Annotated in this window: 14 protein-coding genes; 4 read left to right on the forward strand and 10 right to left on the reverse strand. The window is 38.5% G+C overall.

All coding sequences use genetic code 11. The features are described 5' to 3' along the window. Positions 1-195 (reverse strand): 50S ribosomal protein L35, encoded by a 195-nt coding sequence (gene rpmI / locus PYV58_RS18635; RefSeq protein ID WP_002054552.1) that lies wholly within the window; start codon positions 193-195, stop codon positions 1-3. A 224-nt stretch (positions 196-419) separates the two neighbouring features. Between rpmI and PYV58_RS18640 the strand changes: the two genes are divergently transcribed. Further along, positions 420-1670: an MFS transporter gene (locus tag PYV58_RS18640; protein ID WP_004819112.1), complete on the forward strand. Its 1251-nt coding sequence runs from the start codon at positions 420-422 to the stop codon at positions 1668-1670. A gap of 137 nt (positions 1671-1807) precedes the next feature. Next, on the forward strand, positions 1808-2563 hold the full coding sequence (locus PYV58_RS18645; protein WP_034609964.1) for an energy transducer TonB: 756 nt from the start codon (positions 1808-1810) through the stop codon (positions 2561-2563). Positions 2564-2620: 57 nt separating this feature from the next. Here the strand turns inward: PYV58_RS18645 and PYV58_RS18650 are convergent, their stop codons facing one another. From PYV58_RS18650 to PYV58_RS18690, 9 genes are all read right to left on the reverse strand, one after another. After that, positions 2621-3046 carry a YqaA family protein gene (locus PYV58_RS18650; protein ID WP_004819108.1) on the reverse strand — a complete coding sequence of 142 codons (426 nt, stop codon included), beginning with the start codon at positions 3044-3046 and terminating at the stop codon, positions 2621-2623. A gap of 121 nt (positions 3047-3167) precedes the next feature. Next, the gene (locus PYV58_RS18655) at positions 3168-3458 is read right to left on the reverse strand and encodes a hypothetical protein (protein ID WP_034609961.1); all 291 of its coding nucleotides are present in this window, start codon (positions 3456-3458) and stop codon (positions 3168-3170) included. An 89-nt stretch (positions 3459-3547) separates the two neighbouring features. Next, the gene (locus PYV58_RS18660; RefSeq protein ID WP_004819104.1) at positions 3548-4165 is read right to left on the reverse strand and encodes a glutathione S-transferase N-terminal domain-containing protein; all 618 of its coding nucleotides are present in this window, start codon (positions 4163-4165) and stop codon (positions 3548-3550) included. Between the two features lie 180 nt (positions 4166-4345). After that, positions 4346-4678 (reverse strand): hypothetical protein, encoded by a 333-nt coding sequence (locus tag PYV58_RS18665; RefSeq protein WP_034609960.1) that lies wholly within the window; start codon positions 4676-4678, stop codon positions 4346-4348. Between the two features lie 88 nt (positions 4679-4766). After that, positions 4767-5318: a translation initiation factor IF-3 gene (gene infC / locus PYV58_RS18670; RefSeq protein WP_081401514.1), complete on the reverse strand. Its 552-nt coding sequence runs from the start codon at positions 5316-5318 to the stop codon at positions 4767-4769. Between the two features lie 5 nt (positions 5319-5323). Next, positions 5324-7246 carry a threonine--tRNA ligase gene (gene thrS / locus PYV58_RS18675; RefSeq protein WP_004723075.1) on the reverse strand — a complete coding sequence of 641 codons (1923 nt, stop codon included), beginning with the start codon at positions 7244-7246 and terminating at the stop codon, positions 5324-5326. Positions 7247-7465: 219 nt separating this feature from the next. Next, positions 7466-8626, reverse strand: coding sequence for an alanine racemase (locus tag PYV58_RS18680; protein WP_034609959.1), 1161 nt, complete (start codon positions 8624-8626; stop codon positions 7466-7468). Between the two features lie 52 nt (positions 8627-8678). Continuing rightward, positions 8679-9992, reverse strand: coding sequence for a D-arabinono-1,4-lactone oxidase (locus tag PYV58_RS18685; protein WP_051670957.1), 1314 nt, complete (start codon positions 9990-9992; stop codon positions 8679-8681). A gap of 12 nt (positions 9993-10004) precedes the next feature. Further along, positions 10005-11759: a neutral/alkaline non-lysosomal ceramidase N-terminal domain-containing protein gene (locus tag PYV58_RS18690; RefSeq protein WP_034609957.1), complete on the reverse strand. Its 1755-nt coding sequence runs from the start codon at positions 11757-11759 to the stop codon at positions 10005-10007. 136 nt (positions 11760-11895) lie between these two features. Here PYV58_RS18690 and PYV58_RS18695 point away from each other — a divergent pair, with 136 nt between their 5' ends. Continuing rightward, complete coding sequence (locus tag PYV58_RS18695) at positions 11896-12951, forward strand: AraC family transcriptional regulator (protein ID WP_034610117.1); 1056 nt, start codon at positions 11896-11898, stop codon at positions 12949-12951. Positions 12952-13186: 235 nt separating this feature from the next. Beyond that, entirely contained in the window at positions 13187-14833 is a 1647-nt protein-coding gene (locus PYV58_RS18700; RefSeq protein WP_275059646.1) for an acyl-CoA synthetase, read from the forward strand. The last annotated feature ends 208 nt before the right edge of the window (positions 14834-15041 follow it).

The following is a 15041-nucleotide window of genomic DNA, read 5'->3' on the forward strand; positions in this document are numbered from 1 at the left end:
TTAGATGTATGGGCACATACGACGAACTGAATTCATGTCACTTACGTGAACCATGACACAACCGCGCAATTGACGAATACGTTTAGCAGATTTTTTGGTCAAAATGTGGCGTTTGAACGCTTGTTTACGCTTGAAACCGTTAGCAGTCGCTTTGAAACGCTTAGCTGCACCACGGCGAGTTTTTAACTTAGCCATAACAACCTCTTTAAACACCTGTTCGGTACGTTCGCACCATTGCGACAACGACCTGCAGGTAAGGGAGGCAGTATTCTAAATCATCTCTGTACAAAACAAAAGCAAAACATCCAACAATTTCACAATTCCCCAATGTAATTTTCGATGTAAATTTCACCTAGTTTTATAAGAAAAATCAGGATGAAATCTTTATAATCATCACATCATGATAAAACTGGACAGTTATGACCCCTGCACAGGATGCTTTTGCTGCGCTTCGCTATCGAGATTTCTCAATTGTTACCATCAATCAATTTTGTTTAACGCTCGCAATTTTAATTCAAGAAATTATTGTTGCCTATTCACTCTATCAAATTACCAAAGACCCGCTCACCTTGGGTCTGATTGGACTAGCAGAAGCAATCCCGTTTATTGCACTGTCGCTTTGGGGCGGCTATTTTGCAGACAAGTTGAATAAACAAACCATTATGAAAGTTTGCTTATTTTTCTCCTTCCCTTTGCCATTGGTGCTTTGGTGGTTATTTCACAGTTATGATCATGGGCAAATTGGTGTGACTACACTGTCTTGGGGGATTTATGCAGTTATTTTTGGTTTGGGTACTATCCGAGGTTTCTATAATCCATCAGCAACCTCATTAAAACCATTTTTAATTCCTCGTGAACTGTATGCCAATGGTGCGACATGGACTACGATTGGATGGCAAAGTGGTGTCATTATTGGCCCAATGCTGGGTGGTTTTATGCTGGCAGGAATCGGTCGTGAAAACAGCTTACTCTCGGTAGCGGTACTTTTATTTATTTGCTTCTGTCTGATTAACTTATTAAAGAAGCGTACTTTTCCTACCATGGAACAAGACAATCTTTGGGACAGTTTAAGTGAAGGCTTTCGCTTTATTTGGAAAACCAAAATTGTACTGTGGGCCATATCTTTAGATTTGGTTTCAGTGCTGTTTGGTGGTGTGATTGCCCTACTGCCAATTTTTGCAGAAGATATTCTAAAAGTTGGACCTGAAGGTTTAGGTTATTTACGTGCGGCCCCCTCTATTGGTGCGTTAATAACCATGATCGCTTTAACAAAATTTCCACCTACACATCATGCTTGGCGAAATATGCTGATTGCTGTTGCTGGTTTTGGGGTGTTTACCATTATCTTTGCATTCTCAAGCAACGTCTGGCTCTCTTTGTTTGCTTTGGCTATGACTGGTGCTTGTGACAGTATCTCAGTGGTTGTACGCCAAACCATTTTGCAAGTTTACCCACCTGAAAATATGCGTGGCCGTGTCGCTGCGGTGAATGGGATGTTTGTTTCATCGAGTAATGAATTGGGCGCATTTGAATCTGGGCTGGCTGCAAAATATCTAGGAACGATCACAGCCACTGTATTTGGTGGATGTATGACCTTAGCCGTTGTCGCAATAAGTTGGGTAAAAACCTCGGATTTATTCAAAGTAGACATTACCAAAGGTCAAGAATAATGCCTTTTACAGAATAAAAAACAGTAAAAAAATGCACCTTCGGGTGCATTTTCTATTGCGAGAATACAAAATTCGATAAATACTTTGCGCAATTAAACTACTCTCATGCGTATTAAACCGCATGGATTGCCAAACCTATGAATAAAGCTCTTTTTACCACTTGTTTATTGTGCCTTTCAACCTATAGCTATAGTGCGGATAAACTTCCAACAATAAAGGTCAAAGGGGAGCAATCTGAACAAAATGATCCTCAACATTTGACTACACGTATACAATGGGTCAAATTTCCTCAAATTCACTATCAAATCACTGAATTAAAAGATCAAGATCGTTCAGCAATCATTCGAGTAAAAGCCAATAATACTGGTGAAGTCACAGAGGCCGATATCCAAGAGAGTACAGGCATCCGTGCATTGGATCAGAAACTTGTAGATGCTGTGGAAAATGCAAAAGTAAAACCCTATTCAAAAAATGGAAAAGCCATTGCTTTAGTCGGTTATCAAACATTTACCTTAACACTAGAGAATGCAACGGATCATGTTCAGCGCGCTAAGCAATGTACATATAGCTTTAATTCAAAAAATTGGAACAAACAACAACTCGATAAGTCGGTTGCCTTTGTTTATTTAAAACAACCACAACTTGCACTGGATCAATCGCTATTAAAAAATAAAGATCGCACAGTAAAGTTTAAATTTAAAGCCAATAAGCAAGGTGAAATTACCCAAGTTAAGTTAACTCAACGTTCTGGTATTAATGCACTTGATCAACAAGTACTTACAGCCGTAGAGCATGCATCAATCAATGTAAAACGTTCTTACCGTACTTTATGGATCTATAAACAATCCAGCTTCAATGATGAGATTCAATTTAAAATCAATGAATGTAAATAAACTCATCAAGATGCGTCTTTTAAGGTTAAAGATAGTTTAGTGTCTTTAACCTTTTTATTAAAATAATCCGATATACACCAAATAGATAAAAGCATACCGACCACCTTTTGCAATAGTCACGATCAAAAGAAAACGCCAAAAGTTCTCTTTCATTAGCCCTGCAATAAGTGTGATTGGATCTCCAATAATTGGGGTCCAGCTTAATAACAAAGACCAAAAGCCATACTTTTGATATATTTTTTCCGCTTTAAGCATATTTTTTTCAGAAACAGGAAACCATTTCTTATCTTTAAACTGCTCGATTTTGAGTCCCAAATACCAATTCACGCATGAACCTAAAACATTGCCAATCGTTGCAACAGCAAGCAGTAAATACGCAGAATGTTGTGTTTGTACTAGTAGCCCAACCAATACAGCTTCTGACTGTAAAGGTAATAGCGTCGCTGCACCAAATGCGGAAAGAAATAAGAGGAGATAAGCCATATCACATATGCAAATTTTGTTTGGATTTGAGTTTATTACGCATGATAGACATAAGTGCACGGACATAAGAACAATCAGAGCTACAATCCATCACTCCACTTACTTTCTATAGCTCACAACATCATGATGATAAGTTCAACACTTTTTTGGTTTTACGATATTGAAAATGCGCCCAAATGATCGCCAATAACATAAAGATAATCCGAGACCATTGATAACGTTGCGCAATCGGGTCGATCACACTTCTAATCTGTGCTGATGCTTGACTATTTAATTGCTCTAAAATATTTTGAATATGCACAATTTCCGCAATATAGAGCATTAAACAACCGGCAATACCAACAATAATACTCCAGTAGATTTTTGGATTTGCTTCTAATATTTTCGTAAAGTTCAAAAAGAAATCTTTCATAACTAAAGCCTACCAACCATCCAAAAATCGATCATTTAAAAAATAAAAAACCACGTAACGTGGTTTCTCATCTTAACATAAAATACATTTTACACTTTGATTGATAGCGCTCTTTGTATCGCTGGACGTGCAGTTAAACGCTCAATATATTCTTTAACATAAGGATAATCATCTAGCGCTATTTGCTGCCACTCATAGCGTAATACCCACGGTAAAATGGCCATATCTGCAATCGAATATTCACCAGCCACATATTTTTGTCCAATGAGCTGCTTATTCAAAACACCATACAAACGTTGAGTTTCCGTAACATAACGATCAATTGCATAAGGAATCTTTTCTTTGGCAAATTTACCAAAATGATGGTTTTGCCCTAACATCGGCCCTAGCCCGCCCATTTGCCACATTAACCACTGTTCAACTTCAACACGATCTTGCTCATCGCTTGGATAATACAGTCCTGTTTTACGGCCAAGATATTGCAAGATTGCGCCTGATTCAAATACTGAAATCGGCTCACCATTTGGACCATCTTGATCGACAATCGCGGGGATTTTGTTGTTCGGTGAGATACGAAGAAAATCAGGCTGGAACTGGTCATTCTCTAAGATGTTGATGGGAAAAATCTGATAATCCAAACCCATTTCTTCAAGTGCAATGGTAATTTTATGACCATTGGGAGTACCCCAATAATAGAGATCAATCATATTTCATCCTTCTTCGTTTTCACGTATTTTCTGAATTTTATTGCGTTAATCGTTTACTTTTATAACATGAATTGGCTTGATTCAGTATGCTATAAAAAGAGATTATTCTAATAATCTATTCTAAAATTATGTTATTGCATTTTATTAAATACAGTACGTTCTCATATTATGATACTAATTTCAAATATCTACCTCAGCAATTGCATCTAAATATGCTTTGGCTTTTTCACCTACAAATTTACGACCTGCATTGTTTCCCAATATCCATTCATCTGGACTAAATAATTCAAATAAACCAACTTTCACTAAAGTAGGGATCGCGAGGATCAGTTCTTGTTCAATCTCTCCTCTTAAACCTGAGTTATACAGATTGATATTATGCAACATGGTTGCCACTGTGCCCGTTTGTACAGCACTACCATCCTTTAATTTAACCACAGGCAACACCTCACCTGCTTGAATAATTTTTTGGTTAATACTCGATAGCGCATTTGAATTTTGAGTAGATGACATATCAACTCCGCTCGATTCAGATTAATTCACCTGCATTTTAACGTAAAAAAGCACTGCTTAATGCAGTGCTTTTTTAACAGATGAATAATTACTTTTTCTTTTTAGGTCCAAGTAACATACCCATTTGACGGCCTTCCATTTTTGGTGCTTGTTCAACAATACCAAACTCTGCTACGTCTGCTTCAATTTTTTGCAATTGTGCAAGACCCAACTGTTGGTGAGCCATTTCACGACCACGGAAACGTAGAGTAATTTTGACTTTGTTGCCTTCTTCAAGAAACTTCAGAATAGCACGCAACTTAACATTGTAATCACCAACGTCTGTACCAGGGCGCAACTTAATTTCTTTCACTTGAACTTGATGCTGTTTCTTTTTCGCATCTTTTTGCTTTTGCTTCAAGTCAAATAAATGTTTGTTGAAATCCATGATTTTACAAACAGGTGGCTCTGCATTCGCCACGATCTCAACAAGATCAAGATCAACTTCTTCAGCAGCACGCAAAGCTTCAGCAAGTGAAACGATGCCTTTTTGCTCTCCATCTGCAGCAACGAGACGCACATCTTTCGCTTTGATCTCATCATTTAATGCAGGACGATTACTTTTAGCACCTTGTTGTTGGTTACGGTCAGGCTGTTTAATCTTTCTTACTCCACAATATACCGGCCGCGTTCGGCTACGGCTGCTTTCACTAGGTCAATAAATGCGTCTATTGACATAGTACCTAAATTTTTTCCAGAGCGAGTACGAACATTCACAGTCCCTTCCTCTACTTCTCGATCTCCAAGTACCAATAGGTATGGAATACGCTCTAGTGTACGCTCACGAATCTTAAAGCCGATTTTCTCATTTCTCAAGTCTGAAATTGCTCGAATTCCATTTTCTTTGAGTTTTGCGACGACTTGCTCACAAGCTTCCGCTTGAGAATCCGTAATATTCATGACACATGTTTGGATTGGAGCCAACCATGGTGGCATAAAGCCTGCGTAGTGTTCAATTAGTATACCAATAAAACGTTCAAAACTGCCAAGAATTGCACGATGTAACATCACAGGATGGTCACGATCGTTATCTTCTGTTACATATGAAGCGTCTAAACGTAACGGTAAGTTAAAATCACACTGGATTGTACCGCACTGCCAGATACGTCCTAAACAGTCTTTTAATGAAAATTCAATCTTCGGACCGTAGAAAGCACCTTCACCAGGTTGTTCTTCCCATTTAAGATTTGCAGCATCTAAAGCATCGGCTAAAGATTTTTCTGCAACATCCCAAAGTTCATCAGCACCCACACGCTTTTCAGGACGTGTAGACAATTTCATTTGAACTTCTTCAAAGCCAAAATCTTTATAAACATCTAAAGTCAGTTTAATAAAGTCTGCAACTTCTTTACCAATTTGTTCAGTTGTACAGAAAATATGTGCATCATCTTGAGTAAAGCCACGTACACGCATAATCCCGTGTAACGAACCTGATGGCTCATTACGATGGCATGAACCAAACTCTGCCAAACGAATTGGAAGATCACGGTAAGATTTTAAACCTTGGTTAAACACTTGAACGTGACATGGGCAGTTCATTGGTTTTACTGCATAGTTACGACTTTCTGAATGGGTCGTAAACATATTTTCTGCATAGTTGGCAGCATGACCCGATTTTTCCCACAAAGTGAAGTCTACAATTTGTGGTGTTTTAATCTCTTGGTAGCCATTGTCCTGTTGAACTTTACGCATGTATTGTTCAAGCACTTGGTAGATCGTCCAACCATTGGCATGCCAAAACACCATACCTGGTGCTTCTTCTTGCATATGGAACAAGTCTAAAGCTTTACCAATTTTACGATGGTCACGCTTTTCAGCTTCTTCAATACGCTTGATATATGCTGCTAATTCTTTTTTGTCTGCCCAAGCAGTACCATAAATACGCTGTAATTGTTCATTCTTAGCATCACCGCGCCAGTAAGCGCCAGAGATTTTAGTCAATTTGAATGACTTTAAAAATTTAGTATTTGGTACGTGTGGACCACGACACATATCTAAATAATCTTGATGATAGTACAAGCCCATTTGAGTTTCTTCAGGCATGTCAGCAATCAAACGTAACTTATAATCTTCACCACGTGCAGTGAACTCAGCAATCACATCATCACGAGGTGTCATTTTTTTAATGACATCATAATCTTGATCGATGAGCTTTTTCATACGCGCTTCGATTGCAGCCATATCATCTAAAGTAAATGGACGAGGCATCCAGATGTCATAGTAGAAACCTTCTTCAATGACAGGGCCAATCACCATTTTTGCTTCAGGGAAGAGTTGTTTTACCGCATGACCCACCAAGTGTGCACAAGAGTGACGAATAATTTCTACACCGTCTTGATCTTTTGGAGTGATGATTTGTAAGGTTGAGTCTTCGGTAATTAAATCACTTGCATCGACTAAGCGACCATTTACTTTCCCAGCAACTGTATTTTTAGCCAGTCCAGGTCCAATACTTTGAGCAACTTCCATAACGGAAACAGCTTGATCAAAACTTTTTTGATCGCCATTTGGCAATGTGATAATAGGCATATTTAAAAATCCTTAAGGAGTGATGCCCCGTACAATGGAGCATGTCACCGCGAGATTATGATCGAGGAAGATCCTCAAGATAAAATCGGTGGAACAAAATAAAAGTGTGTCGAATTTTACACCTTTGTTGAATATTTATAAACCTTTGTCTTAAAATTATTCTTTATTCTGATTTAAATTGTACTTTTGATTATCCATCAACTTCCTCTTTTTGGCGCATTACTCTCTAAAGGTTTCCCACGCTTCAAAATCTCGATTTTTATAACAATATAATTTATGAAATTGAGGAATAATCGCTTCGCTTTGTGTGGGTCTTAAAAATACAAAATCATCAACAGCTATTTCAGTGTTTTTAGGCACATTAACCATTTCCTGATTGGTACTCCGTCCATAAAGTGCATGCGGATGAATCCCTCGCGGATAAACATAATGTGCCATCCAATATCCACCATAAACAAATAAGGCTTTAGAGCTATGTGGTAATTTATCTAAAACTTCTAATCCAGGTAACTGGGTAAATGGCAGCACTTTTAAAACAGGGGTTGAAATCCATAGCGCAGCTTGTAAAACACTTAACCCATCACTGTCAAAGTCACTTGGTTTAAGCAACATAGAGCCAAAAGAAAGATCATTACACACACTTTGCTCCACGTGGAGGTAAAATGTAGGGCTACCACCACCATTAAAACAAAGATCAGCTCGCCATAAATGTGGAAATTGCTGTTGAATAATATTTTTATAATTTTGATAAATGTCTTGTGATTCTCGATACGCAACATCAATCTTTTTAATCACTGAAGGCAGCTTCGTCACATGGGCATCATAGCCCATCAAGCCCGCAAGTACTAAATGCTCAGGATTTTGCTCAATCAATCTTAATATTTCGATGAGTGCAAAATCGGAACGAACACCACCGCGATGCAAACCCACATCAATTTCAATATTGATTTTAAGCGTTAAGCTAAACTGTTTTGCGACCTCAAGATACTGTAATAAACGTGCTTTAGAATCAATTAACCATTGTATATCGGCTTGTCTGCAATTTTGATTCATCGCATAAAAATGCTGAACTATACTCACAGGCATCGGTTTCCCAAACAACACATCTACATCCGAAAAGTTCTCAAGGATTGGCAAAAGCTGTGGCATATGAAACACCATAAACCGTTGAGTCGAAAGCTTTAGACTAATGGTTTTTAATAATGCTAAGCATGCCAAAGACTTTACCACGATACGTGGTTGCAAATGGCTTCCATATTTAAGCTTTTTGGCAACGTACTGTAGATTTTGTTCAAGCGCCTGATCATCAACAATTAACCGAGGTAATGCACCATTTGACTGTTTTAAATCACGATTTAATTGCTCAAAAAAGTTGTTCATAGTCTACCTTTATGGTCTATTTTAGTTTTACCCATTCACTTAATTTTATCCATTATTCAGATAAGAATAGCTTTTCTAAATAAGGATTTAAAAACTTTCTGCTTGGATCAAGTCGTTCTCGCAACTGCATAAACTCATCCCACTTAGGGTATAAGGTTTTAAGTTGTGTTGCTGTCATACTATGCATTTTTCCCCAATGTGGTCGCCCTTGATAATGTTGCAAAATCGACTCAACTTCATCAAATAATTGTCTAGGTGCTTGCTTATAATATTGGTGTACTGAGATAGAAATAGAGTCCCGCTGATAAAACGGACTCAACCAAATATCATCACCTTTGACAAATCGAAACTCCACAGGGAAAAAGGTTTGTGCTTTTGAGTTTTTTAGCGCAGCTAGAACAGCTTGCAAACATTCCACACCCAATTCAACTGGAACCTGATATTCCATTTCATTAAATTTCGTTTCACGCGGTGTCGGGAAAATCTTGCCTGACCAATCAACAAATGTGCTTGGCTTAATAAAAACGCCTAAGAGCTTTTGTAGTTTTGGGTTCAATGCCGGAAAAGATTTGGTTAACTCGCAACATAAGGTTAATAACGTATCTTCAGATGGCCATGATTCAGTGCGCGGTTGAACCTCATCCTCAGTAATATCTAAAGTTTTTAAAATCAATTTATCTGCATGAGAAAATGCAAAACACTCAATATGCCGATGTTGTGCTTTCCATTGGTCAATATTTTGAATAAAGTCTTTGACCGCACACAGTCTAACTTGCTCTTTAAGTTTATAGCGTGGTTTATTCTGCATAGTGATTTTAGTCAAAACCCCTAAGCTCCCTAAAGACACTCGTCCTGCTGCAAAAATATCTGGATTTTCATGGCGATTACAATGAAGAATTTCTCCTGATGCTGTGAGTAATTCAAATGCTTGTACATAACCTGAAATACAATGTAAGCCCACACCTGTACCATGTGTTCCCGTTGAAACAGCACCAGCTAAACTTTGCTGGTCAATATCACCCTGTTGCATTAAAGACTGCTGCATCGGTTCTAAATATTGCCCTAAATTAAATAATCGTGTTCCAGCCCAAATACTGGCTTGGGCAAATTCAGTATTGACTTGATCCACACCAGAAAGACCATCCAAAGACAGCAATGTTGCATCGGTACTCACCAAAGGTGTAAATGAATGCCCTGCGCCCACCACTCGAATCTTTGCTTGGGTTTGGACAATGTGTTTTAACTCATCAAGACTGTCAGGCTTTAAAATCTGCTCAGGGTGAGACTGTTGATAGCCAGACCAATTGTTCCATTTTTGCTGATTTAATTTATGCTTGTTCGGTGCTTGATTAATCAATTGATTCATAATGCTCATCCTTTAGCGTACAGCAGTTTTTAAATTGCCGTGATTTGTTCTTTTTTCTATTTCGTGTGGTGGAATCGCTGCGGGGCGTGTGATTTGGTCATATTCTCGTTGAGATTTATCTAGACTCAACTGCGTTGCCAATTGCTGAAATTTGTACTGAATTGCCGCATGTGTCCATTGACCGTATAAGGTATGTGCACCTTCATAAGCTTGTTGCTGGTATTCTTCATTGGTGGTGATATAGCCCATATAATCATTGCAATAAGACACCAAACCAACCTTTGAAATACCACGATGCTTTGAGAACTGTTTTGCCACAGTCTGAATCACACGTTGTCCTGCTGTTGTGGTAATTTCTCCGGGGCAACAAATCAAAGCCAATTGACCAATTTGGATAATCTGTAGCGGAACAACACTTGGAACTAATGGGCTGTCTTGAATGGCACCTGCTTTAACTTGGCGATTCATTTCTGCAATTAAAGGGTCAAAAATACTTGGTGAAAAATCTAAACTTTTACCCAGCAACTGATTATCCGGACTTTCTAAAACAATCTCTTTCGGGAATTGTGAGTCATAGAGCGCTTTATATTTGCTGTACCGCAGGGAATTCGAGTTTGCTAAACGTTGATTACATACTCGCTTAGCGAGTAATGACATTACTTTAAGAATTGCTGTAGGTGTTCCTTTACCATCTATAGGCGTTCCCCCGAAGAAACCGACACCATGACAAGCGGCACTGGTTTTAGCGCCTTGTATCCCCTCACTAAATTCACTTGGCACATCGACTTGACTCAGATCTACATAGGATAAAACAGCATCGACATTGCCTTGGAGTAAACATGCTTCCATCGCATTGTTGATATTTTTTTCAAGTGGTGTAGTCAGTGCTTTAATCGCAATTTCACTTTGATAACGCCCATTTTGCTCAGCATATTGATATTCTTTTTCGCCCTTAATTTTATTGCGAATCGCATCTTGTTTGGGGCCATGAAAATGTGGCGATACATCCCCTGCTGTTGCTTGTGCAAAAATGGCAACAGGGTTTGGAATACCTTGTGTTAATAGATAATGTTCACTTAACGCAGCAGCATAGCCTTTATTGTCACCATCATGGGCTTTGAGTTGGCTACTCAAACAGGTTGCATGTACTCCAAATAATGAAATAAAGGAACATAATTGATCATCACGATAAAAACCGATTAATTGCATTTCACGGTTTAAGGCGAGATGGGTTTCTGCTTCGGTTCTTTGAATCACATCGGGGTTACGATTATATGCCTGCAATGATCGATTCCATGCCACTGGAATATCATGAGGAAATTGGCAACTTTGATAACGAAGTTCAGTTTCTTTTTCAGTGTCTAAGGCATTGGAAATACTGAGCATGACCGCCTTTACTACCGCTTCGACATGCTCTGGAACAAAACCTGGGGTCGGCATATTGTATAAAGCTTCATAAGCACAACCGCCTGGGCCAGAATGAGTATGGGTTGCCATCAAGACCAAATGCTGTTCATTAAATTGCTCAGCTAGTTGTTGTTTTAAGCGTTCAACAACAACACTGCGGATCGCATAAGTAATACAACCAAAATCCAGACAACAAAAAATAATGGGCTGTTCTAAAGCTAAACGACGGATAGTGAATGTACGAGCAAACAACGCTGTACGTTTTTGATAAGCACGATGCGACCACATACCATAACCAAACATGGCATAACCTTGCGGCTGAATGTCTATTTCTTGTTTATCCCAACCCACCATAAACATATGCGGTCATCCTTTATCTTTTTTATGTCAGCGAATTTATATCAGCGAATACCAGAAGTAGATTGAATCTTAATCAAAAATATGCGATACCAACTAGGGTAAAAGCAACAATAATATGGGGGGCGAAGCGGACTTTATGAGCTTGCAGCAAAAGGAAATTGCCAATTCTCAATTTTATATTCCACCAATGATACTGACGAGTTTGATTCATTATGCAGAACAACATCACTGGCAATATGACAATTGGTTCACAGCACAGAATTTAGACTTGGAACAAATTCGCCAAGGGCATGGTTTTGTTGGCTTTTCAGAACTCTGTGAGGTTATTCATCTCGCAGTTAAAGATACCCAGCAACAAAATTTAGGCTTATTGCTGGGCAGCAGTGAAGGTCAGATTTCAATTGGTATTTTGGGCTTTGCCATGCAAGCCTGTAAAACAGTAGCTGAAGCATTGGAGACCGCACTGCACTATCATCCCATTTCAGGCAGTGTCTTAGATTTAACCGTCAATCTTGTTGATGATTATTGTGAAATTGAACTTTCTGAGCGAAGTAACTGTGGTGAGCTAAAAGCATTTTTCTGTGATGAAGTTTTTGCCAGTATTATTACCTGTGTCAATATGATGCTTGACGAGAGCTATGAGTTGGTGAGTCTGGAACTGAGCTATGATCATTCAACATATATCAATGATTATCAAAGAATTTTTAATTGCCCAATTTATTTTAAAACGGCTAAAAATATCATCCGATTTAACAAAACACTCTTGTCGAGAAGTCTTAAAAACTATAGCCCTGTCAATTATCAAAGTGCAATTCTGATTTGTGATCAAGCTTTAAAACAATTTGATCAAATGAATCAACACAGTTTGGCAAAGGTATTAGCACATTTGATTGAAAGCTATCTACCTGAACGCTTTGATATGCAACAAGCAGCACAATATTTTCATTTTAGCGAACGCCATTTACGGCGTTTACTACTCAATGAGGGGCTAAATTTTCAGTTATTAAAGCAACAAGTGTTAGAAAAAAAAGCCAAACAATGGATTGAAGAAAATCAATCGATGAGTGAAATCAGTTTCAACCTTGGTTTTAGTGAGTTAAGGGAATTTCGTCGTGCGTTTAAAAAATGGACTGGATCTTCGCCAACGGAATACAAAAAAGCGAAACTGCTGAGTTCAGTTATTCATATTTGAATAACGGGATTTTAAATAAGATTCTGAATAAAATCAGGATTAACATTACATTAATCTTCCAAAATATTAATTTAATTCAATAAATTAAATATTCCAAAAAATATTTAAATAAGGGTAAAGATGTCTAACGATGCATATTTAGCTGGAGTACTCGACTAAAGCCTAAATGAATTCTGACAGGCTTATGCATATCTTTTAAACACGGAAATTAGAACAAATATAGATGGAGCTAAACATGGTCAGTGCCTATGATCAATTACCACGAACCCCTGCAAACTTTGTAGCATTATCACCTTTACGTTACCTAGAGCGTGCAGCCTACATTTATCCAAATCAAGATGCGATTGTACATGGTGCTCGTCATATCTCTTGGCGTGACACCTATACACGTTGTCGTCAATTTGCCCATCAATTACAAAATCTTGGGATTCAAAAAAACGATACTGTTTCAGTTCTTTTACCCAATATCCCTGCGATGGTCGAAGCGCATTTTGCAGTCCCTATGGTTGGTGCTGTTTTAAATACCCTGAATACTCGTTTAGATGCCAAAACCATTGCGTTTATGTTAGAGCATGCTGAAACCAAAGTTCTTTTGGTTGACCCTGAATTTGCGGCTTTGGCTAAAGAAGCGGTAGCGCTTATTGCTCAACAGATCTATATCATTGATGTTGCAGATGAAGAGTACGAAAACAATGCTGTTACAGCGCATATTGGTCAAATTGAATATGAGGATTGGCTAAAAGGCGGTGATGCAGATTTTGAATGGCATTTACCTCAGGATGAATGGGATGCGATTAGTCTAAATTATACCTCTGGCACTACAGGCAATCCGAAAGGTGTGGTTTATCACCATCGTGGTGCTTATATCAATGCAGCCAGTAATATCATTGCCTGTGGTATGACACCACGTTGTAAATATTTATGGACACTTCCACTATTCCATTGTAATGGTTGGTGTTTTGCTTGGACTGTTGCAGCCAACGGCGGTACCAATATCTGCTTACGTAAAATTGATCCTGAGTTAGTTTATCAACTCATTGATCAATACAAAGTTGACTATTTCTGTGGTGCACCGATTGTCTTGTCGATGTTGATCAACACTCCAAAAGAACAACAAATTAAATTTAAACATCATGTAGAAGTGATGGTGGCTGGTGCTGCACCACCTGCGGCAATTATTGAAGGAATGCATCATATTGGTATTCAAGTCAATCATGTCTACGGTCTCACTGAAACTTATGGCCCCTCTGCATTATGTGCATCTCAAGCAGGTTGGAGTGACCTGTCTATTCAAGAGCAAGCACAATTACACTCGCGTCAAGGTGTACCTTATCCATTACAAGATGGTATGCGTGTGTTGGATGCTGAAACAATGCAACCTGTGCCTAATGACGGCAAGACTATGGGAGAAATTATGTTCCGTGGCAACATTGTTATGAAAGGCTATTTAAAAAATACCAAAGCCACAGAAGAAGCCTTTAAAGGTGGTTGGTTTCATACGGGTGATTTAGCGGTCTGCCAGCCTGATGGTTATGCAAAAATTATGGACCGCTCAAAAGACATCATTATTTCAGGTGGTGAAAATATCTCATCTTTAGAAGTTGAAGAGGTTCTTTATACTCACCCCGCAATTATGACTGCGGCAGTGGTTGCGCAACCTGATCCGCGTTGGCAAGAAGTTCCTTGTGCCTTTATTGAACTTAAACAAGGTGCTGAAATCACACCAGAAGAGGTGATTGAATTCTGCAAACAGCATTTGGCACGCTTTAAAGTCCCTAAAAATGTGGTGATTTGTGAGATTCCAAAAACATCGACAGGTAAATTGCAAAAATTTATCTTACGCGACTGGGCAAAAGAGCGCTCAGTGGGTGAGTTTAATTAGCCTACCCGTTTAAATTATCCAATTTACCTTCCTCTTCTCAGTAAAAATAAACGACTGTTTTTATTTAAAAGGTCATACTGGCGAGTAAGGTAAATTGATGAAAGAGTGAGATAAACTGTTGAAAGATAACGGTAAATCTATGAAAATAGGCTTAAAACTTTCATTTCTCATTTCTCGACTTCATTTTAGAAATTATGCTTTTCTTGTC

This window comes from Acinetobacter sp. TAC-1 (assembly GCF_029025845.1).
Taxonomy (GTDB): Bacteria; Pseudomonadota; Gammaproteobacteria; order Pseudomonadales; family Moraxellaceae; genus Acinetobacter; species Acinetobacter guillouiae.